This window comes from Acinetobacter sp. YH16042, from assembly GCF_013417245.1.
In the GTDB taxonomy this organism is placed as follows: Bacteria; Pseudomonadota; Gammaproteobacteria; order Pseudomonadales; family Moraxellaceae; genus Acinetobacter; species Acinetobacter amyesii.
Genome location: NZ_VPEJ01000011.1, coordinates 62,837 through 85,304, shown reverse-complemented (window position 1 = coordinate 85,304; position 22,468 = coordinate 62,837). Strand labels below are relative to the sequence as shown.

The window sequence follows — 22,468 nt, the reverse complement described above, 5'->3', positions numbered from 1 at the left end:
CTCGTCGTTTCTGATGCTTGAGTTGTTCCTTGGCAGACCAATTTCTGTTTATAAATCTTCTAACGGTAACTGGAAGCTTTGTTTGATGATTTGGCTTGGTAAATCAGTCTTTACACTGGTGATGCCATTTTTCTTGGTTAAGTGAGTAGACTGAAATTTACGGTAACTTTCTAGGTCAGGCACCACTACTTTGAGCATTGCATCGCACTCACCCAAAATAATATAGCACTCCATGACTTGAGGAAGTTCTTTCATCGCTTCGATAAAAGTATCGATGGTTTCAGCATCTTGCCCAGTTAACCAAATACGAGAGAACAAAATTAATTGAAAGCCAATCTTTTGTGGATCGACCACGGTGGTGTAATTCTGAATCACACCTGCTTCTTCGAGTAATTTGACCCGACGTAAACAAGAAGAAGGAGAGAGTCCAATTTCCTTGGCTAAGTCATTATTTTGCATACGACCATTATTTTGAAGTGCGCGAATGATATTTTTATCAATACGATCCAGTTTAACTAGAATTAACTTAGAAGATGTCTTCATAAAATAGAATATAATTCTAAAAATAATATCTATTATAGAATATTTGATATCCTATTTTAAAGCGATTCAAACATACTAATTTCACTTTCAGGGCATAGAAAGGGAAAATTGAAATGTCTGTATTTGCTTTATTTGCCTTAACGGTAATTCCCCTTATTTTCACACCAGGACCCGATATGCTTTTTATCCTGTCACAAGTGATGGGTAAGGATGCAAAAGCAGGCATGATGGCTACAGTAGGTGTGTGTTCAGGTTATTTGGTTCACTCGATTTTGGTGGCATTGGGTATTGCTGCGATTATCGTGTCATTTCCACTACTGTTTGAAACAATCCGCTGGTTGGGGATTGCTTATCTTTTATATTTGGCAACGCATTTGCTGCGTTCAGTATTTAGCAGTAAAAAATTAAGTATTGAGAAAAAGTCAGCGTCCAACCCGATTAAAAAAGGCTTTTTTACGGCTTTACTGAACCCGAAAGGAATGTTGATATATTTTGCAATTTTGCCGCAATTTATCGATAAATCAGCGAATACCGTGAGTCAAGGTTTGATTTTGTCCTTCATTTTTATTGGGCTGATTTTTGTGGTGTATTGTAGTTTAAGTGTGGTCTTTGCACGTATTACACAAAAAACTCAAATTGATGAACGCAAACAAAAGTGGATCGATGGTACATCAGGTGGTTTATTGGCTCTCGCTGCGACGTGGCTAATTGCCAATTAAAACAGCAAATGTAAATAGAAATAAATGCTTTAACTAAAACCTTCGTGAAAGCGGAGGTTTTTTTATATGTGCTGAATATCGACACATATTAAGAATAAGAAAGAGAGAAAAACACGCCAATTAGCTTCGGAAAAGTGAAATTAGCGCTAAATTCATTATGCTTCTATCTTAAATGACAAGTTTAGATATGTTGCCGAATGTGTAGAGGGAAAGCTCTATTTCAGAAAGATTGATCGAAAATTGATATTAAATCAGATCTTTTGATGAGCTAAATCAAGTAAAAAAATAATAAAAATCAATGCTTAAAAAATAACTGAATAATGCGTTTTTTTAGATAACTGAACCATTCTCTAAAAAATGTGAACGATAAGTTCAAGGAAATTACGCTTTTTTACAGGTCTTTCGATAATTGTGACTTGACCGAAATGCCGTACACATTGCAAGATAGGGCACCTAAAAAATTTAAAGTGAAGAGTTAATATAACTTTTCTCAACATTTACATTTGCTAAAACAGCCGAGGATTACATGAAGGCTCTTGTTGCTGTAAAACGTGTGGTTGATGCCAACGTTAAAGTTCGCGTTAAGCCGGACAACAGTGGTGTTGACTTAACGAACGTTAAAATGTCAATTAACCCGTTCTGTGAAATCGCAGTGGAAGAAGCGGTTCGTTTAAAAGAAAAAGGAACTGTTTCAGAAATCGTTGTTGTTTCTATTGGTCCTAAAGAAGCTCAAGAACAAATCCGTTCTTCTATGGCGCTTGGTGCAGACCGCGGTATCCTTGTTGAAGCTGACGACAGCCAGTTAGGTGCACTTGAAGTTGCAAAAATCCTAAAAGGTGTTGTAGACGCTGAACAACCTCAATTGATCCTTCTTGGTAAACAAGCAATTGATGATGACTCTAACCAAGTTGGTCAGATGCTTGGCGCGCTTTTAGGTGCTGGCCAAGGTACTTTCGCTTCTGAAGTGAAAGTTGAAGGCGATAAAGTACAAGTGACTCGTGAAATCGATGGTGGTTTACAAACTGTTGAACTTGCACTTCCAGCAATTATTACAACTGACTTACGTTTGAATGAGCCACGTTATGCTGCTCTTCCAAACATTATGAAAGCGCGTAAAAAACCGCTTGATACTAAGTCACCTGCTGATTATGGCGTTTCACCTGCGACTAAGCTTAAAACTGTTAAAGTTGAAGCTCCTGCAGAACGTAAAGCGGGCGTACAAGTGAAGTCTGTAGACGAGCTTGTAGATAAATTGAAAAACGAAGCGAAAGTGATCTAATACAGAAGGATAAAAATCATGAGTATTTTAGTTATCGCTGAGCACGACAACAAAGCACTAAATGGTGCAACTCTTAACGTTGTTGCTGCAGCGCAAAAAATCGGTGGTGATATCACTGTATTAGTAGCTGGTTCAGGCGCTCAAGCAGTTGCAGACCAAGCAGCTAAAGTTGCGGGTGTAAGCAAAGTATTACTTGCTGACGACGCTGCTTATGCTAATCAATTGGCTGAAAACGTTGCTAAATTAGTTGCTTCTATCGGTGCGGGTTACACTCACATCCTTGCTGCTTCTACGACAACGGGCAAAAACGTACTTCCACGTGCTGCTGCGCTACTTGACGTAAGCATGATCACTGACATCATTGCTGTTGAAGGTCCTAAAACTTTCAAACGTCCAATCTATGCAGGCAACGCGATTGCAACTGTAGAGTCTGGCGAGTCTGTTGTAGTTGCGACTGTTCGTGGTACTGCATTTGATGCTGTTGCAAGCGAAGGCGGCTCTGCTGCAGTTGAAGCTGTTGCATCTACTGGTGATGCTGGTATTTCTAAGTTCGTTTCTGAAGAAATCGTGAAATCTGAACGTCCAGAATTAACAGCTGCGCGTATTGTTGTTTCAGGCGGTCGTGGTGTTGGTTCAGGTGAAAACTATCACACTGTTCTTGATCCATTAGCGGACAAGCTTGGTGCTGCGCAAGGCGCATCTCGTGCAGCAGTTGATGCTGGTTTCGTACCAAACGATATGCAAGTGGGTCAAACAGGTAAAATCGTTGCTCCTGACTTGTACATCGCTGTAGGTATCTCAGGTGCGATTCAGCACTTGGCAGGTATGAAGGAATCTAAAGTGATCGTTGCGATCAACAAAGACGAAGAAGCGCCAATTAACTCAGTAGCTGACTACTGGTTAGTGGGTGACTTGAACACTGTAGTTCCAGAATTAGTATCTAAAATCTAATTTCTGAACGCAGTTCAAAACGCTCCTAAGCTTATGGTTTAGGGGCGTTTTTTTTGTGTGGAATGAATGCCGTTGTAGATATTCTTGATCATGCTTAATGGGATGAGGGATTCTTAATTTAGTACTTCAAAATTCATCCGAGGTATTTTCTTATTATCAGTCTTAGATACGACTGTAGCATAAGCTAAACGTATGTTGAAACTTAAATGGTAAGTAAGCAGGAGCAATGGCTTGTTAATAGGATGAAAATTAATAAATTATAAAAAATACAAAGATTTAAAATAAAATAATAAAAATTTATCCTTCAAGTTTGAATCTTAAACTTAAAGCAAGCTTAAAGGATTGTATATTTTGTGTTAACATTGCTTTTTTATTGAACTTGCCTTTAGGCGGAGTCTCCCTTTGAAATTTGATTTTCAGTTACCAATCAGTGTATTGGTGCTGATGATCTGTTGTTTACTTTTTCCTGTTTTACAAAGTATCTCTTTTCCTTTATTTGATGGAATGACTGTTACAGCAGTTGAATCGGTCTAAGCATTGTTATTGCTGTTTTTTGCGATTTTTACTTTTTTCTATATTCGACCACTTGAAATGCAAGATGGAAAGAAACAATTTTGGTTGTGGGCTGTCGCATGGTGGTTGTTGCTATTTGGTCGTAGCATTAGCTGGGGGCGTGACTATTTCCCTGATGTACCTAAACCGTATTTTCGTTTAATTTCGGTATTCATGATTGCACCTGTCGTCTTTATGCTGTTTTCGCCTTATTTACGCCAAGAAATCGCACGTAAGCTAAAAACCTTGGCTTTACCAATTTGGCCATTGGGCTTGGTGATATTGGGCTTGCTGATTTCTGATGCAGTTGAGCATAGTCGAAGTCTCAGTTTTTTATTTTTGTACGATTTAGCTTATAAAGATTTCATCGAAGAAGTTTATGAATTTCCGCTTATTTTAGGTTTGTTTTTAACAGCATACCCATGGATGCAGCAGGATCATGTGCCTCAAGAATTAGAGGTCATGCAATATCATAAAGAGTGATTTTTATCACATTTATGCCTCTAAATTTGAAGCTTCGAAAAGAAATTTTTTGAACATTAAACAACCTCTATTCGTAGAGGTTTTTTTCACAGCAAATAAAATCAAAATGCTTAAAATAAATACAAAAAATCATGGTTCTAGTGCAAGATGATTGGCACAAAAATCAGGGTTTTTATGCTATACTGTCCGACTTGATTTTTGATATTGGTTCAGTGTTTTTTGAACTAATTTTTACAGATTTACGATATATAAATGCGGGCAGAATTCTGCTTGTATAACAAGGAGTATGCATGAGCGTATCGGAAATTAGACCGATTGCCATTGAGGATGAACTGAAGAGCTCATATCTCGATTATGCAATGAGCGTGATTGTGTCACGTGCGTTGCCAGATGTCCGAGATGGTCTCAAACCTGTTCACCGTCGTGTGCTTTTTGCAATGCACGAATTGGGCAATGACTACAACAAAGCTTACAAAAAGTCTGCCCGTGTAGTCGGTGACGTCATCGGTAAATATCACCCACATGGTGACTTAGCTGTATACGAAACTATTGTTCGTATGGCTCAAGATTTCAGCTTACGCTATCAATTGGTTGATGGTCAGGGTAACTTCGGTTCTGTCGATGGTGACAGTGCAGCAGCAATGCGTTATACCGAAGTTCGTATGCGTAAATTGACCCACGAACTTTTAGCGGATCTTGAGAAAGATACCGTAGAGTGGGAAGACAACTACGACGGTTCTGAGCGTATTCCACAAGTCATGCCAACACGTGTGCCTAACTTGTTGATTAACGGTGTAGCTGGTATTGCTGTAGGTATGGCAACCAATATGGCTCCGCATAACATGACAGAAGTCATTAATGCATGTCTTGCTTATGCCAACGATCCGCACATCAGCATTGAAGGGTTAATGGAACATATTTCTGGTCCAGACTTCCCTACAGGCGGTATCATTTATGGTAAATCAGGCATTGTCGATGCGTACCGTACTGGTAAAGGCCGTTTGCATATCCGTGGTAAATATCACATTGAAGAAGACCAAAAATCGGGTCGTAGCACGATTGTCTTCACTGAAATTCCTTATCAAGTTAACAAAGCAAAAACCATTGAACGTATTGCTGAGTTGGTTAAAGAGAAAAAACTTGAAGGTATTTCTGAACTTCGTGATGAATCAGATAAAGAAGGGATGCGTATTGCAATTGACTTGAAGCGTGGTGAAAACGCCGAAGTGATTGTAAATAACCTATTCCAAAATACCCAATTAGAAAATTCATTCAGCATTAACATGGTCTGCCTCGATAATGGTCAGCCTAAGTTAATGAACTTGAAGGATATTATTGCAGCGTTTATCCGTCACCGTCAGGAAGTGGTTACACGCCGTACCATGTTCGAATTGCGTAAAGCACGTGAACGTGGACATATCTTAGAAGGTTTGACGGTTGCTCTGGCAAATATCGATGCGATCATTGAAACCATCAAAACATCTGCAAACCCTAGCGAAGCACGTGAACGTTTACAAGCGGGCGAGTGGGCAGGCGGTGGTGTTGTTGCCTTGCTTGAAAAAGCAGGCGCGGTATCTGTCCGTCCAGATGAAATTGAAGGCGAAGATCCAGCACGTCCATTTGGTTTAACAGGTGATATTTATCGTCTGTCTCCAACCCAAGTAGGTGCGATCTTAGAACTTCGTTTACATCGCTTAACCGGTCTAGAACAAGACAAGTTACAAGCTGAATATACAGAAATTCTTGGTCAAATTGCTGAATATACTGCAATTTTGAACGATTTCAACTTGTTGATGAACGTGATTAAAGAAGAATTGGCTTTAATCCTTCAACAATATGGCGATGCACGTCGTACCGATATCGTGGAATCACGTATCGACTTCTCTCGTGAAGATTTAATCCCTGAAGAGCAAATGGTACTAACTGTTTCTAAATCAGGCTATGCAAAAACTCAACCATTGTCAGACTATGCTGCACAGCGTCGTGGCGGACGTGGTAAGTCTGCAACTTCAATGAAAGAAGACGATTACATCCAGCATTTGATCGTGACTTCAAACCACGCAACAGTGCTTTGCTTTACCAATGTGGGTAAAGTTTATCGTTTGAAAGTGTATGAAGTACCTCAAGCATCTCGTGGTGCGAAAGGTCGTCCGATGGTGAACTTATTGCCATTGGATGAAAACGAGACCATCACCGCTATTTTACCAGTGGTCGATGCGCCGAAGAAATTTAAAGAACGTTTGGCTGACTTTAAAGCATTTGTAAAAGCCAATAGTGCACAGCTACAAACCAATGAAGTGATTAATAGTCATTTTGCTGGTTTAGAAGCTGCACTTGCTGAGACTGAAGACGGTGCAGATGACTTGTCTGATGCATTACGTGTTCAATTGAAACAGTTGGGCTTAGAGCTTTCTACCACTGATCTTGATGATGAAATCATCAATGACTTTGCACAGCAAGCAGAAGCCGTTCGTAAAAACTTCTACGTATTTATGGCAACAGAATACGGTACGATTAAACGTGTTGAGTTAGAACAATTCTCGAATGTTCGTTCAAACGGTCTACGCGCGATTGAACTCAATGGTGATGACACCTTAATCGGTGTTGCCATTACCGACGGCGAACAACAAATCATGTTGTTCTCAAACGAAGGTAAAGCCATTCGTTTTGCAGAAACTGACGTGCGTTCAATGGGTCGTTCTGCCAAAGGTGTTCGTGGTATGCGCGTGACCATTGGTGCAGCAGCTCAAGCTGAAGACGCTGAGGATGCGGATGTAGAGTCTGATGATGAAGATACCTCTGATTCAGTTCTCATTAGCCGTATAGTGTCATTGGTGGTTGTTCCTGAAACCGGTGAAGTACTTTGTGCTTCAGCCAATGGTTATGGTAAACGTACACCAGTAGATGACTTCCCAACTAAGAAACGTGGCGGTAAAGGTGTTATTGCAATTAAAACATCTGAACGTAACGGTGAACTTGTTGGTGCGGTAGCGATTGATGCGTCTAAAGAGCTGATGTTAATTTCAGATGGTGGTACACTGGTTCGTACACGTGCGTCTGAAGTGGCACAAACAGGTCGTAATGCTCAAGGTGTTCGTCTGATCCGTTTAGGTGAAAGCGAAATCTTGGTCGGTGTTGTTGCGATCGAAGCAGTTGAAGAAGACGAAACTTTTGAAGAAGTGGAAGCAATCGAAACTGAGCAGCTTGTAGATGACTCAACGATTATTGATCAAAATGACAATGAATCAGATCTCAATGAGCCTGAAGAAGACTAATTGAAGATTGAGAAAAGAGGGCGCTACGGCGTCCTTTTTGATAGGTGAATAGTATTAACAAAAATTTATATAAACAAGAATAGTGACTTAAATGTATTTCAAAAAATTAATTAGAACCAAAGGAATAGTCATTTGTTTTGCATTAATGGGATGTAGTGAGCCGACGTCTGTAGAGTTTAATGAAGGTATAAAAAAAGAATCATCTATTCCTTATAAGCTGACACCTTTGCAACTTAAACACATTGAGCAATTGTATGTTGCTATACGTGATAAAGATTTAGATCAAATCCAGAAAATAACAGATGAGAAGTTTTATCAAGCTTTGTTAGAAGATCCAACATTATTACCAGAAATATCTTCATATATTCCATATTTTGAAAAAGTTTTAGATTATAAAATGGTGGAATATAAAAGTATTAAAAATAGTGTGCATGGTGAACTAATTGAAGCAAAGCTTAAGTATGAATACGAGCAGCAAACTGTATTTTACACCGTATTATTTAAACAAGATGATCCTTTGGCTAAAATTATCGGTAGTCATCTAAAGTTGGTACTTAAATAAACCCTTAGAATTTTCAGTGGTACTTTATTTAAATACATTAAAAGTGAAGCTCATTTACCTTGCGTAAGTGAACAGAGTTTAATTTAATGTATTGTCAACAAGTTGGAAAGAGAAAAGTTAAAGAGATATCTTAATTTTAATATCAACTTTGAAGTTTTATATATACTCAAAAGCTTAAATTAGGAATAAGTGTGGTTATGAAGGCAAATTTTTTGTTACTAGGTTGTGTCATAGCGTTGTCAGGTTGTGACCAAATTGGCCAAAAAGCATTAAATGCAATACCAGACCCAAGTACTGAACAGACTGAAGTTGCCCAAGCTGCCTATGATCAATTACGTGAAGGCAATTTTGATAAGCTGTACACTTACTTTGAACCAGAACTCAAAGCGAAGTTTGAACAGAATGAAAAAGAGCTGCGTAAATTTGCACGAGGTATTCCGAAACAAGATTACTCACGCAAAAATATTGTGGCTAAGCACATTGAAAAACCGTCTTTATATACGGTCACTTATGAGTACGGTTATACCAATAAAAACCTTGTACAGTATGATGTAAGTTTTGATAAGCCGGCAGGAAGTAACAAAATTCGAGATTTTAATATTTCAGTGTTTGGTGAAAAAAATAAATAAAGTTTGGTAAAAAATAAAACAAAGCTGTAAAAAAGGACGCCGAAGCGTCCTTTTTTATGGCATAAAATTAAGCGGCATCTTTTAGATTAGCGGCATAATTTTTTTGTTTTTCAGTATCAAATTGGCCTTCCCATTTACTGATCACCAGTACCGCAAGCGCGTTACCAATCACATTCAGTACAGTACGTGCCATATCTAAAATACGGTCAATACCTGCAATGAATGCCAGACCTTCGAGAGGAATACCGACACTGCCGAGAGTCGCCAGCAAGACCACGAAAGAAACGCCAGGTACACCTGCAATCCCTTTAGAGGTAATCATCAAGGTCAGTACTAGAATCACTTGTTGGGTGATTGTCAGATCAATCCCGTAAAGCTGAGCAATAAAGATAGCTGCAATACTTTGATATAGGGTCGAACCATCGAGGTTAAATGAATAGCCAATTGGAATCACGAAACTGGTAATCGGTTTCGGAGCACCGTAAGCTTCCATTTTTTCCATAATACGGGGGAGGACAGTTTCAGAACTTGCAGTTGAATACGCGAGAATCAATTCATCTTTTAAGATCTTGATAATGGCCCAAACACTGAAGCCACAGAACTTGGCAACGGCACCTAATACTATAAAAATAAAGAAGAATATTGCACCATAAACTAAAACTGCGAGCTTAAGCAGTGGCACAAGAGAGCTGAAGCCGAAATTCGCAACAGTTGCAGCAATCAAGCCGAATACACCAATAGGTGCAAACATCATGATCATGTGCGTAACTTTAAACATCGTTTCAGAAACAGCGGTCAACACTTTAATTAAAGGTTGTTTTACTTCCTGATCAAGCGCACCTAAACCTACACCAAACATCACAGAGAAAAAGATGATTGGGAGCATTTGACCACTCGTCAAAGCTGCAAAAAAGTTAGATGGAATAAGTGAAAGTATTGTTTGAATCAAACCATGAGAATGTTCACTGACTTCATGTGTTGTTTCTTGATACTTTGAAATATCGACTTGCGTCAATGCAGACATATCAATGCCGGCACCAGGTTGGAATACGTTGGCTGCAACTAAACCGACTAAAATAGCAACGGTGGTAATGATTTCAAAATAAATAATCGTTTTGAAACCTAGTTTACCTAAGTTACTACCGTGACTTGTATTGGCAATACCTAAAATAAGCATCGACACAACAAGCGGAATAACGATCATCTTAATGAGGTTAATAAAAATTGAGCCCAAAGGAGTCAAAAAGTTATTAACTAAAGCATCACGATATTCAGGAGAATAGTGTAGGAAAGCACCAACAAGTATACCTAGAATGAGAGCAATCACGATTTGCCAGGCAAGGCTCACCTTAATCTTTTTCATACATCAGCTCTTATGTCAGATTTGGGAGAAAAAAGCCCACAGTCATCCACGAACAAAAGTTGCAGACAGACTGAGTCCGCCATGACAAAAAGTTCTGAATAATTTGGGAGATAAATACGATAATATTTTGCAGTTTATATGAGAATACAGCCAACGATTTTGATCAAAACCAAACTGTTTGATCGATAAATTATCATTTTTAGTTGTATAAGCGATTTGATTATTAAGTTTAATTTATAGAACGAATAAAATTGAGTTATTAATGAACACTTCACAAAATCTCTGATTTGCCTAGAAAGATCGAAAAACTAATTGTGAGCCTGTATTTTTCATTTTTATATAGAAGTTTGCTTTATACTTGTGAGGCAGATAAATCAGTGAAAATTCTATAAATCACACAGATTATCCGAAATAAATTTTAACTTTATATATTTTAATAATAACCAGAGGGCTTGTACGGTGTTGAAAAAATTAGTCGTCATCATCGCTTTAATCTTACCTATAACGGCTTGTGAAAAAATTGGCGATTTCTTGATTGCAAAATTCGAATCAAGCCTACCAAGTGAGACAAGCTCACAGCGTACTAAGTCAGAAAAATTATTCGCAGCACTACACCAACCCCATCAAGACAGCTTTTTGGCATTGGTTGAAGAAAATGTTCGTGATGCGATGCTAGCAGATCCAGAGCTGTTTTCACGTATGAAAAAGCTGATTCCTGCAGGTCAACCTAGCGCTGAAGCGCAAGTGATTCAGCGAATGGCAAATACTCGGCTGGGAGAAGGTAAGACCACAACAATTGTGTATAAATATGATTATCCGCAAAAAGAACTGTATATGAGTGTGGTCTTTGCAGGTCATGATGGGGACGATAAAGTGAAAGGATTCTGGCTTGAAAACGCTGCAGAAAAAGAATCAGATGATTTGGTTACTGAGATCACTTCAGATGCAGATGATTTTAATATTCAAGTGGATGAGGCATCGACTGTGACGCCAACAGCATACAGTTAATTGGCGACAGAAAGCATTAAAATTTCAGACATGCTAAGAAGCAAAGCGTTCGAGTCTATGATGAATAGGTTTGAACGCATTTCGCTTGAGACCAGACATGTCTTGCAGCACAAACAGTTTTATCTTTTGGCAAACTTTAAACGCCAGACAGCAAGACATAAAAAAATCAGTCCAATACTTGTGAGGTAAAGCAGTTTAGGTATGAGGATTACTGTAGGCACACCCATCTGATTGAGTTGAAGGAACATTTGAATGCCTTGGGTCGAAGGTAATGCTTGAGCGAGTATTTGCATCCATTTAGGCATAGCTGCATGTGGCCATGCCGTTCCCGAAAGTAGAAATAGCGGAATAGAACTAAAAACGATGACATGTCCTGCGCGTTCTGGCAGGTCAAGAAAGGTGGCTAGATAGAGCGTCATCGCAATAATACAACTGAGGAAGATGGGTACAGCAATGAACATGCCACAAAAATTTCCACCCCGTGGATAATCGTTCAGCCAAAAGGTAAAACCAAATAAATAGAAGCACCCTAAAGTCCCGATAGTCAAAATACACAAGAAAATGCCAGCTAATTGTGAATAGCTTGGACGCCATGTGGTGTTTTGTCGATAGGTCGCAATCAGCATGCACAGACCCAATAAAATCGTCTGATGAATAATTAAGGGAGCAACCGCTGGGAAAATATAGCTGCCATAGCCTGAAAGTGGATTAAATAATGGAATCTTATGAATCGACAAAGCGGGGCTAAAATCAGATATGTTCTGGAATTTTTCTGCATATTCGACGAGGGCATTTTCCATCGAACTGGCTAAACCTAAGCCAATTTTTTGTGTCTTTAGAAAGTTTGCAGCACTGAGATATAAACCAATTCCACCGGTTTCACCACGGCGAATGCTATTTGAAAGATTACTCGGCAACAGTAAAATCCCGTCAGCTTGCTGACTTCTGAGCATATTTTCAGCCTCAGCAAAATTACCAGTCACAGCTTGAATTTTTACATTGGGACTATTGGCTACAGCACCAATAATCGTATTGGTGAGTATGCTTTGTTCCTCATCCACCACAATGATAGGGAGCGATTCTGCGTGTTCCGCTTGATAGGCAATGGGATAAAAAAAACTGTAAAGAAAAACAGAAAGTACTAAGGTGGTAAAAATCGAACTGTGCTTCACAATATCTTTAAATGTTTGAATATAGTGTCTGAGCAAAGCTGTTATAAATAACGCGATTTTATTCATATGATTTGTTCCTTCAGTACTTTACGTAAAAAGAAGCTGGCGAGAACAAAATAGAACAGACAATAAATGATCAGGGTGACAAGCGGTGTGATTGAAATGGAGATTGGGCTACCAATGACCCATTGTTCTGTTTGTAATTTGGCATAAGGCGTATAGGGAATAATATTGGCCCAGAATTTTGTAAACATCGGCGCGTTATTCAGCGGCAATGTTACCCCTGCAAAACTCAGTGATGAGCCACCATATACCGCAATAAAACCAAAAGATTTGGTGAGATCACGTGTCGCCAAAACTACAGTAGAACTGATAAAGGCATAGGCTGTATAAAAAAACAATTGCCCGAGCAAAATGAGCAGTAATGAACCCTGAACAAACCACCCTCGAAACACGATTAGCCAGAACATCCACGCCCATGTCCAAGCGGTAAAAATGAAAACATAACTGAGATTTTTAGCGATTAAAGCTTGAAAGACAGAAGTCGGTTTCACCCATTGATTTACAGTGCCATATTTGATTTCTTGACCGACTGAAAATGCGACACAGCAACACAGTAATAAATGCAGAATCGCAGGAATCATGTACGGCTCTAAATAGAACTCATAATTTAAACCTGGATTATATAAAGGTGAAATTTTGACATTGGGTGTCGGTGCATCGAGGTAGGGAATTGTATTTTCTAAATACTGATGACCACTAAAATCGGCCATGGCTTGCAATGTACTTAGCAGCATGGCTGATGAAATACTATTGCCGACACTAAAATAGCTTTGGTTATAGGCAATGCTGACTTCTGCATCTTTTGCTTGAACCAGTCGTTGCTCTGCACCAGCAGGAATATGAATATAGCCCCAAATTTGAGTCTGATTTAAAAGCTTTTCAGCATCATCCATACTGGGTGTAATGGTGGCTACTTTTAAGGTATGGTTCAGCTGCGCAAAATGAGTAATGTTACGGCTTAAACTGCTTTGATCTTGGTCTATGATCGCGATGGGTAAATGATCTGGTTTGCCTTGAGCAAACATATTGGTAAAGAGCAAAATCACAAGGGCAGGGGCAAGTGTGACCATACACAAGTCCCATTTATGCTGCATCAAATAGCGAAACTCACGCAGAATGCCCCTAAACATTATTTACGCTCTTCAATTTTAAACAAAACGCTCATACCCACTTTTAAGTCAGCAATCGGCTGAGCGGGTTTCAGTTGGACTTTAAAACTACGAATGTCATAGCCGCCCGTTTGTCGCGTGGTTTTGATTGTTGCAAATTCACCTTCGGCTTCGATGTGATCAATTTTAAACTCGGCAGATTTGTTTAGCGCCGGTATAAATCCTTGCATGGTCTTGAGTTGATACACTTGAGCATACTGGTCTTCACGGACATTTAAGCTAATCCATAAGCTATCATCTTGAATCAGGCTTACAACGGGCACACCCATCGCAACTAATTCTGAAACTTTGCCATAGGTTTTTGAAATGGTGCCATTGGACGGTGCAAACAATTTGGTTTCAGCCTCAAGTGCATTTGCTTCGGCCAACGCGGCTTGCGCAATCTTGACTTGGGCATCTGCCGAGCTTTGTTGTTGCGGTGTACTGCCACGTTTTGCACGCGCATATTGTTGATAAGACGCTTCTGTCATTTGTGCAGCAGAGACTGCGGCAGCTTGCATTTCATCACGGCGTTGTCGTGAAATGACACCTTCTTTATAGAGGTTTTGACCACGTTGGTAGGTGGTTTGCGCCAATTGTTGCTGTGCTTTTAGACTTTGCCAATTGGCATATAAACTATCAATATTTTCTTGTTGAGAGCCACGTTCAGCTGTGGATTGCAGTGCTTGCGCAGATTGAAGTGCAGCTAAAGCCTGTTGTTTCTTTGCATCGAGTTCGGGGCTGGTTAAACGAACCAGTGCTTGACCTGCTTGTACTTTTTCACCGTCATGCACATATATTTCTTCAATACGACTAGGTACTTTGGTACTAATGTGGATGGTTTCAGCCTCAACTCGACCTTGTAATTCAACCTGCTTGGGCTGATAACTTTTCCATAAGCCAAATGCAATCAATGCCAAAAGCAGAACTAAGACAATGCCAATCACGAGCTTGATCAAAGCAGATTTATTGCGACTTTGCACTGAGCTTTTTTTCGTCTCTGCATCAGTATTGGTATTCACTTTCTTTGGAGTATCCTCAGCAGTATTTGCTGTAGACGAAACGTTTGAACTCGAGACATTGGATTGGGATGTTTCAGCATTCGCAGAGGCATCTTCTTGGTGATCAGTTGGTTCCTGATTCATATTGTTTCCCCTCGGCTAAACTTAGCGAATATAGTCGGTGTGTGATTGATTGATATAGCTTTGGAACTGGTCAATGCTCCCGTGACTTTGTAGCAGTGTTGCGAGTGACATCACGTATTTATAGGCATTAAGTGCCATTTCACTTTGTAGCCCGTTCAATGCATTTTGTGCATCAATGACTTGTGTGGCCGTACCCATATCTTCTTTAAATGAAAGCTGTTGAATTCTTAAATTTTCTTGAGCAGCTTTTAGGTTTTGCTGCAACAACAGGTGACTTTGTTGAGCGCTGGTGACTTCATTAAATGAGCTATAAATCAGGCTTTCAATTTCTTGTTTGGTACGCTCAGTCATTAACTCAGATGCATAGCGTTGAAGTTCAGCAGCTTGTACGGATTTGTTTTTATCAATACCTGAAAATAAGTTGTAGCGAGCGGCAACACCAACGATCCAGTTTTGTTTATCGTCGAGACTATATTCACCAAAGGCAAAGACGTTGGGTTTTTTTGCTGCGCTTTGGGCTTTCACATTAGCACCAGCCAATTGACTGTCCAATTGCATTTTACGCACCAAACTAGACTGATCCTGATAACTTTTTAGTAAGGCGGTTATATTTTGATTGTGTTGCTGATTGATAAATAATGGCGTTGTAAGATCAGTAATTTGGCTGCTTTGCATTAAGTTGTTTAACTTAAATAAGCTAGAGCGGAGATTCGCTTCAGTATTTTGAAAAGTTCTGAGAGCATTATTCTTCGCCACTTCAAATTGCATACGCTGGCCTTTGCTAATAAAACCCTGTTGTTCCATTTTGAGCGCATTGGCATAGTGTTGTTGCATCGCATTTAAATTGAAGCGGCTGCTTTCGACTAATTTTTTTTGTAATTGAGCATTGAAGTAGGCTTGGATTAATTCAAAACGTTGCACATCTTGTTGTTGTTCACTGCTTATCGCGCTGCGTTTGGCTTGGATATTGGCAATTTCCTTGGCGCTAGACGTTAACCCACCGGTATACAGCGGCATCATTACGGAAACGGTAGGGCGGATCACTTGATCATCTAAGACCACTTGGGAAGAATCTGGAATTAATCCGACACCATCACGGATTGGCTGTTGCAGACTGTCTTTTAATGGGTCTGCCAAATCACTCGGTAAGCTTTCATCAATTTTATTATTAATGCCATTACTCAGCGTTTGTTCTAAGTTGTTTTTTAAGGCGCCGAGAGGAATATCGAGTTCATTATGAAAGGCATAGGCACGGACGTTTAAATCCACACGAGGTAAACCAAGGCCTTTAATGGCCTGAGCTTGAAGTTCGGCAGATTGTTGTAGCGCTTGGTTGGCCTGAGTGCTAAAAGAACTAGTGAGTAGACTTTGTTCTGCTTGGCTATAACTGATACTTTGCGCAAGTACTGTCGGGCTAAAAAAAACACTCAAACAACCAAGGCCAAGCAGCAATCCTGAACGAAATGTATGTTTAATTTTTATAGAATAATCTGTTCGAGGTAGAGGCATAAAAACACACTCACAGCTAGGATGGGTTCATTATAGTCATTGTGATGAAGTTGGGTAAATTCACTAAGTTGTTGTATTGTTTCATATACATATGTAAATAAATTTTATCTTTGTAGCGCACGTCATTTTCGCACATCAAGACCTTAAATTAGCATCAATTCAAGGGATAAAAAATATCAGTAAATCTAATAATTTGAATTAATAAGAATTAATTTTGATCTTTATTGAAAATTTGACTTCAAATGTCAGACAGCATTGGAATATTTTCAGCTTTAACTACTGCAAGCACGCGTCAGATATGGTTAAATGCCATCATTTTATTGTGTTTCACTTTGAAAGGAAAACTCATGCGCGCGTACAACTTCTGTGCTGGTCCTGCTGCATTACCCACTGCCGTTTTAGAAAAAGCTCAAGCTGAAATGCTTGACTGGCAAGGCAAAGGCCTTTCGATCATGGAAATGAGCCACCGTAGTAAAGACTATGTCGCTGTGGCAGAGAAAGCAGAAGCTGATCTTCGTAAGCTGATGAATATTCCAGACAACTATAAAGTGTTATTCCTTCAAGGTGGCGCATCACTTCAATTCTCTGCGATCCCATTAAACCTATTGGGTAAAAACAGCAAAGCAGACTATATCCACACTGGTATTTGGTCTGAAAAAGCGTTGAAAGAAGCACAGCGTTATGGCGACATTAATGTTGTTGAAGCGGGTACCACCATTGACGGTAAACTTGCGATTACTGATCAAAGCACCTGGAACTTATCTGATGATGCGGCTTATGTGCATTATGCAGATAATGAAACTATTGGTGGTCTTCAGTTTGCCAACATTCCTGAAACGGACAAACCATTGGTTGCCGATTTTTCATCGAGCATTTTATCTGCACCATTAGACGTATCTAAGTTCGGTTTAATCTATGCAGGTGCTCAGAAAAATATTGGTCCTGCTGGTTTAACTTTGGTGATTATTCGTGATGATTTATTGGATCAAGCGAAAGCAGATATTCCAAGTATCTTGAAATATTCAGCTCAAGCGAAAAATGGTTCAATGGTGAATACACCTTCAACTTATGCATGGTACTTATCTGGCCTCGTTTTTGAATGGTTACTTGAGCAGGGCGGTGTAGACGCAATTTATAAAGCGAATATGGCAAAAGCTGAATTACTTTATGGTTATATTGATTCAAGCGATTTCTATGCAAATCCAATTGCAAAAGAATTCCGTTCAATCATGAACGTACCATTTACTTTGGCGAATCCAGAATTGGAAAAACAATTCTTGAAAGAAGCTGAAGAAAACCACTTGCTGAATTTAGCTGGTCACCGTTCAGTGGGTGGTATGCGTGCAAGTATTTATAATGCTGTTCCGCTAGAAGGCGTTCAAGCACTGGTTAACTTTATGGATGACTTTGCAAAACGCAACGCATAATCCTAAAGGCATAAAAAAAACCGGCAAATGCCGGTTTTTTTTATTGAATAGATTAAAAAATAAAAGTATGTAACACGTATGCACAAATCAGCATACCTAACATAAAAAATAAGCAGGACATTGGCTCGATTTGATATCGAGATTCCATGTGATGGTCAACTTGCGATAAGTTTTCTTCTTGCACGACTTTCATAGATATTCTTTCCGATCTATTTATCGTTAATTACTATTTCTTAAACGCATTTTTAACATAATTATTTGATTAAATAAAGTACTATCTACCATAAACTTACTAAACTATTTATTTTATTTAAAAATAAGCAACTAAATTGCTAAATTTAGTTTCATAAATTTCCTATCTTATTTATTTATATTAGATTTTTATATTTTATCTTTTGCAGATAGATTTATTTTTTGGCATTATTTTGAATTTAATATTGTGGATAAGTTATTTTAATTTGAATTTAAAAGTAGAATAAATCGACCAGCTTGTGGATAAAAAATATTCAATTATTTAAATATGCAGTGAATACACATGATTAGTGAGAAATAAAAAAACCACACTGAGGCGGCTTTTTTTATTTCTAAGTTCCTCAAAAGCAGTAGCTTATAACCATGCCTGGGTATCATCTGCAACAGCAGAACCATGAATGACATGCATAATCATCGAATGGGCGATACTGCCTTTGAAAGGAATTTCAGGTAATGCATCAAATTTAAAGAAAGCTGCATCACTGATTTCTTCTTCTTGTAATTGAAGTTCACCAGCAGCATATTCTGCTTTAAAGGCGATCATTAAATTACTTGGGAAGGGCCAAGGTTGGCTGGCTAAGTATTGAATATTTTTGACCTTTAAACCCACTTCTTCTTCAGTTTCACGACGAACCGCTTCTTCTAAAGTTTCACCGACTTCAACAAAACCTGCGATCAGCCCATACATTGCCCGGACATTTTTCGCATTTTTAGCCAATAAGATTTCATCTTCACCACGGGTAATGACGGTAATGACACAGGGGTTTACACGAGGGTATTGGTGATAACCGCAAGCAGGGCAAACCATGGCATATTCTGTGGCGTGGACTTGAGTTGCTGTACCACAGTGGCTACAAAATTTATGATTACGGCGCCATTCTAAGAGTTGAATAGCACGGCTGGCTTGTTCAAATTGCTGTACATTCCAAAGTTGTAGAAGCTGGCGAATAGGAATGAGTTGTAAGCCATCAGGAATTGGCTCATTTTCAAGTAGATCACGGGCAATCACTTGATCACCCGTGCCAATATTTAAATCACTTGCGAGTTGCTCAACTTCGGGAAGTTGAAAGTTTTCATCGACCAGCAATTGCTGTTGTTTGAAGATATACGCAAGTGATAATTTAGACATTAGGCTGCTGCTGATTTCAGTTTTTCGCTACTGTCCAATGCTACCTTAAACATGCCCTGTAAAACAGGTTGTTTGTTCTTTAAATTGTCAATCAACATATCTGCGCTTGCCAATGAATCTAATGCTTGATTCACTTCATTTGCATCAATCGCTGTTGAAGATTCAACACGTTTCAAAATGAATTGAGCTGTTGAGTTCAGTGCATTTTGAGCTGCATCTGCATTGAGGAACAACATCGCACCACCAATTTCGCGGAATTGAGTTGCAGTCGCTTCAAGTTGTGTCAAATCTTGGTTTTGTAAATACTGAACCAAAGATTGGCTAGCAGCATCAATTAAAACCTTGGTCTCATTTAACAGAGCAGCGTGTGCTTCATCTAAACGGTCGAGTGAAATATTCATATTATTCACACGAAGTTGTAAGCGGCTAGAAGTGTGATGACGCTCAAGCACACCAATCGAGTTCATGGCAGACAAGATATTGTTCATCAACTGCTGGGCAAAGCTTTCATCTTGTAAAATCTCAGCATTACCTAATGACGCAGCTTGACGCGACAGGTCGTTATACGCTTCATTTAAGTTCAAGACTTTGAAAATATTTGCCAATTCGTTCAATTTCGCTTGAAGTTCTTGGGTTTTTTCAGGCGTCATATTTTGATAGTTAAATTCAATATCATTACGAATTTGCGTCATTTCAGTCGTAACCAATTCACCAATGGTATGCATGGTTTCGAAGTCAGGACCATATAAATGACGACTGAAAACTTGCAATTGTGTGTCGGTAAGAAGGTCTTCACCGATATTTAACTTGCCACGAATATGATGAGAAATGTCATCTTCTTGGCTAATGCTTAGACTTAAGACATTGGCTAAATCAGAAATGGATGCTTTAAAGCGCTCAGTGCCTGCAAAATATTGAGCCATATTGCGTTCAATGCTCACCAAAGTACGTAAACGAGCATCGGTAATCAAGATTTGATCAATTTGATTAAACGCAACAAAAACCAAGTTCCAATATTGTTTGCTTGGATGTTTGTCTGAAAGACCTGCTAAATACGCACCGACCAATTTAATCGCTTGCAGATCTAGCTCAGTTTCTTCTTGTTTAATCAATTTATTCAAAGCCAACTTATACAGACGGTGAACGTATTTTGATTTTTCAAGTGCAGGCGCTTGAGGTAAGTCAAAGTCAGGGGTAATACAATCGAGTAGGGACTCAATGTGTTGGCCTTCCGACGTTAAAGGTTTACCTAAAGACAGTTCTAGACGATTCAGACTGTCGAGTAGGAACTGTGGGATTTTAACTTCACGCAAGCAGATAAATTCAATATAGCGTTTCAGCATGGTTGTGCCTTCGCTCAGTGCGATGACATCTTGAGTGTTAATTTGCGCAGGGTTCCCCATGATCTTGCGCATTAACTCTGCTGAATATTGAGCGATTTTTGCCAAACTTGGCATATCAACTAAAGCTAATACTTGAGCACATTGTTCAAATTGAATCAGTGCATCATCAATCCCGAAAGGTAAAGTTTGATCTTCAACTAAGGTGCTGACTGCTGATTCGACTAACTTGATTGAGTTATCAACCTCATTTTTTATTATCAGCAAAGCCGTTGGATCAAAATGGATAGAGGTTTGGTAAGACATGTATCTGCACCTTTCCTAGATGTTTTATCTTGTTTATTAACCGCCCCTTAAGGCGGTCCATGTTTATGGTTTTACTATAGCGTATGTAAGAATTGTTTATATACAAAAAGTAACACGAAATTTAGATTTTATTTCGCAAAAAGGCAAGGTGTACCATGTTTTTCTTCAAATTGTTTGACCCATGTCTCATGGGCTTCAAGTTCATCTGCGGAAGGTAAAATCACTGGTAATTCTATTTCAACAGCGGCGCGGGTTTGCGAACCATCTTCATTTTGCGAGTGGGTCAGTGCATCGATATCAAAGGAAACCTGACCGCCCGTCATTGCTAGGTATACGTCAGACAGAATTTCCGCATCGAGTAAGGCACCATGGAAGGTACGGTCACGTTGTGGAATTTCGTAACGACGCACTAATGCATCGAGTGAGTTTTTCTGGCCTGGATGCTTGGCTTTGGCCATAGCCAAGGTATCGGTGACTTCGCAAACTTCAGATAAGGCCACAAAACCGGCACGTTTGAACTCCATATCAAGGAAGTTCATATCGAAGGTTGCGTTATGCGCAATGATTTCTGCACCTTTTAGATAGTCAAATAAGACATCAGCAATTTCAGCATACAGTGGTTTGTCTTTTAGAAAGTCATCACTGATTCCGTGAATATTTTCAGATTCACCGACAGGTTTTTGCGGGTTGATATAAATATGAATTGAGCTGCCGGTCAGTTTGCGGTTAATCATTTCCACCGCACCGACTTCAATAATGCGGTCGCCATCTTGGAAATAGAAACCTGTGGTTTCCGTATCCAAAATTAATTGTCGTGGGCCAGATACATCGACAGTTGCTGGTGTAATGACAATCATCGGATGGATTTCAGCAGCTTGCTTAGACTGTGTAGAAGCATCTGGACTCAACGTTGAAGCAGTGTCTGTTGTTTGTTGTTCTATTTCAATGTCATCAATCTGCTCTGCGTCAATAGCTGACTCAGCTGAGATTTCTTCTGCTTCATCCTCGCTATCAGCAAATTCAAGTCCAAACGGATCATTTAATAGCCAGTCAGGTTCAGCTTTTTTTTTAGGTGCTTCAGCTGTAGATGCTGCTTGTTTGATGCGTTCGAGGGTTTTTTCTGCGCCTAGATTGGCCAATTGATCAGCCATTTCATTTCCCGGATGGCCTGCATGCCCTTTAATCCAGTTCCATTCAATTTCCCGACCCTGACAAGTTGTATCCAGTAATTTCCACAGATCAGGATTTTTAACATCTTTCCAGTTTTTCTTTTTCCAACCATGTATCCACTCGGTAATGCCTTGTTTGACATAGTTAGAGTCTGTCCAAATAATCAGTTTTGCATCGGACGGACAGTGTTGAATGCCTTCAATTGCAGCAGTCAATTCCATACGGTTATTGGTGGTTTCAGCTTCGCCGCCGCAGAGTTTTTCTTCTCCAGTTTCACGGATGATATACGCCCCCCAACCTCCTAAGCCAGGGTTGCCTTTACATGCACCATCAACATAAAGCGTGATTGTTTGAGACATAAATCAAATCCGGAGAAAAACAAGCATTCAGAACCGTATATTGTATAACGCAAATGACAGAGAGAAATCCATTTCTGGCGATTT

18 protein-coding genes are annotated in these 22,468 nt (G+C 39.4%); 9 read left to right on the top strand and 9 right to left on the bottom strand.

From position 1 onward, the window contains the following. Positions 1-48 precede the first annotated feature (48 nt). A complete protein-coding gene (locus FTV37_RS09835; protein ID WP_180063733.1) occupies positions 49-543 on the bottom strand; it encodes an Lrp/AsnC family transcriptional regulator in 495 nt (164 codons plus the stop codon). 113 nt (positions 544-656) lie between these two features. On the opposite strand from FTV37_RS09835, the gene FTV37_RS09830 reads away from it, so the two are divergent. The 7 genes from FTV37_RS09830 to FTV37_RS09800 all read left to right on the top strand — a co-directional run bounded on the left by FTV37_RS09830 (position 657) and on the right by FTV37_RS09800 (position 8,993). After that, positions 657-1,262, top strand: a complete 606-nt coding sequence (locus FTV37_RS09830) for a LysE family translocator (RefSeq protein WP_180023307.1) — start codon at positions 657-659, stop codon at positions 1,260-1,262. 526 nt (positions 1,263-1,788) lie between these two features. Then, entirely contained in the window at positions 1,789-2,541 is a 753-nt protein-coding gene (locus tag FTV37_RS09825; protein ID WP_078192067.1) for an electron transfer flavoprotein subunit beta/FixA family protein, read from the top strand. A gap of 18 nt (positions 2,542-2,559) precedes the next feature. Then, on the top strand, positions 2,560-3,492 hold the full coding sequence (locus tag FTV37_RS09820; RefSeq protein ID WP_111883923.1) for an FAD-binding protein: 933 nt from the start codon (positions 2,560-2,562) through the stop codon (positions 3,490-3,492). A gap of 591 nt (positions 3,493-4,083) precedes the next feature. Further along, entirely contained in the window at positions 4,084-4,527 is a 444-nt protein-coding gene (locus tag FTV37_RS09815) for a hypothetical protein (RefSeq protein WP_257224280.1), read from the top strand. A gap of 290 nt (positions 4,528-4,817) precedes the next feature. Then, positions 4,818-7,802, top strand: a complete 2,985-nt coding sequence (gene gyrA / locus FTV37_RS09810) for a DNA gyrase subunit A (RefSeq protein WP_180026830.1) — start codon at positions 4,818-4,820, stop codon at positions 7,800-7,802. Positions 7,803-7,893: 91 nt separating this feature from the next. Next, positions 7,894-8,364 (top strand): hypothetical protein, encoded by a 471-nt coding sequence (locus tag FTV37_RS09805; RefSeq protein WP_180026829.1) that lies wholly within the window; start codon positions 7,894-7,896, stop codon positions 8,362-8,364. 197 nt (positions 8,365-8,561) lie between these two features. Next, the gene (locus tag FTV37_RS09800) at positions 8,562-8,993 is read left to right on the top strand and encodes a DUF3887 domain-containing protein (protein ID WP_180063731.1); all 432 of its coding nucleotides are present in this window, start codon (positions 8,562-8,564) and stop codon (positions 8,991-8,993) included. Between the two features lie 67 nt (positions 8,994-9,060). Here the strand turns inward: FTV37_RS09800 and gltP are convergent, their stop codons facing one another. Continuing rightward, positions 9,061-10,356, bottom strand: coding sequence for a glutamate/aspartate:proton symporter GltP (gene gltP / locus FTV37_RS09795; protein ID WP_078190399.1), 1,296 nt, complete (start codon positions 10,354-10,356; stop codon positions 9,061-9,063). 459 nt (positions 10,357-10,815) lie between these two features. On the opposite strand from gltP, the gene FTV37_RS09790 reads away from it, so the two are divergent. Continuing rightward, on the top strand, positions 10,816-11,364 hold the full coding sequence (locus FTV37_RS09790) for a hypothetical protein (protein WP_180063729.1): 549 nt from the start codon (positions 10,816-10,818) through the stop codon (positions 11,362-11,364). A 119-nt stretch (positions 11,365-11,483) separates the two neighbouring features. On the opposite strand, the gene FTV37_RS09785 is transcribed toward FTV37_RS09790, so the two are convergent. Genes FTV37_RS09785 through FTV37_RS09770 form a run of 4 tightly spaced genes read right to left on the bottom strand, consistent with a single transcriptional unit; the run spans position 11,484 to position 16,401 of the window. Continuing rightward, the gene (locus FTV37_RS09785; RefSeq protein WP_373683571.1) at positions 11,484-12,581 is read right to left on the bottom strand and encodes an ABC transporter permease; all 1,098 of its coding nucleotides are present in this window, start codon (positions 12,579-12,581) and stop codon (positions 11,484-11,486) included. A 17-nt stretch (positions 12,582-12,598) separates the two neighbouring features. Continuing rightward, complete coding sequence (locus FTV37_RS09780; protein ID WP_180020751.1) at positions 12,599-13,729, bottom strand: ABC transporter permease; 1,131 nt, start codon at positions 13,727-13,729, stop codon at positions 12,599-12,601. Then, positions 13,729-14,892 (bottom strand): HlyD family secretion protein, encoded by a 1,164-nt coding sequence (locus FTV37_RS09775; RefSeq protein ID WP_180020753.1) that lies wholly within the window; start codon positions 14,890-14,892, stop codon positions 13,729-13,731. The genes FTV37_RS09780 and FTV37_RS09775 overlap by 1 nt, the downstream gene beginning before the upstream one ends. Before the next feature lie 21 nt (positions 14,893-14,913). Further along, complete coding sequence (locus FTV37_RS09770; protein WP_180063725.1) at positions 14,914-16,401, bottom strand: TolC family protein; 1,488 nt, start codon at positions 16,399-16,401, stop codon at positions 14,914-14,916. 347 nt (positions 16,402-16,748) lie between these two features. Here FTV37_RS09770 and serC point away from each other — a divergent pair, with 347 nt between their 5' ends. Next, positions 16,749-17,828 (top strand): 3-phosphoserine/phosphohydroxythreonine transaminase, encoded by a 1,080-nt coding sequence (gene serC, locus FTV37_RS09765; protein ID WP_078192058.1) that lies wholly within the window; start codon positions 16,749-16,751, stop codon positions 17,826-17,828. A 607-nt stretch (positions 17,829-18,435) separates the two neighbouring features. Here the strand turns inward: serC and nudC are convergent. The 3 genes from nudC to dnaQ all read right to left on the bottom strand — a co-directional run bounded on the left by nudC (position 18,436) and on the right by dnaQ (position 22,384). Further along, complete coding sequence (gene nudC, locus FTV37_RS09760; protein ID WP_078189164.1) at positions 18,436-19,209, bottom strand: NAD(+) diphosphatase; 774 nt, start codon at positions 19,207-19,209, stop codon at positions 18,436-18,438. Further along, the gene (locus tag FTV37_RS09755; protein WP_180063723.1) at positions 19,209-20,855 is read right to left on the bottom strand and encodes a chemotaxis protein; all 1,647 of its coding nucleotides are present in this window, start codon (positions 20,853-20,855) and stop codon (positions 19,209-19,211) included. Before FTV37_RS09755 ends, nudC begins: the two co-directional genes overlap by 1 nt. Positions 20,856-20,983: 128 nt before the next feature. Continuing rightward, entirely contained in the window at positions 20,984-22,384 is a 1,401-nt protein-coding gene (dnaQ, locus tag FTV37_RS09750) for a DNA polymerase III subunit epsilon (protein ID WP_180063721.1), read from the bottom strand. Positions 22,385-22,468: the final 84 nt, after the last annotated feature.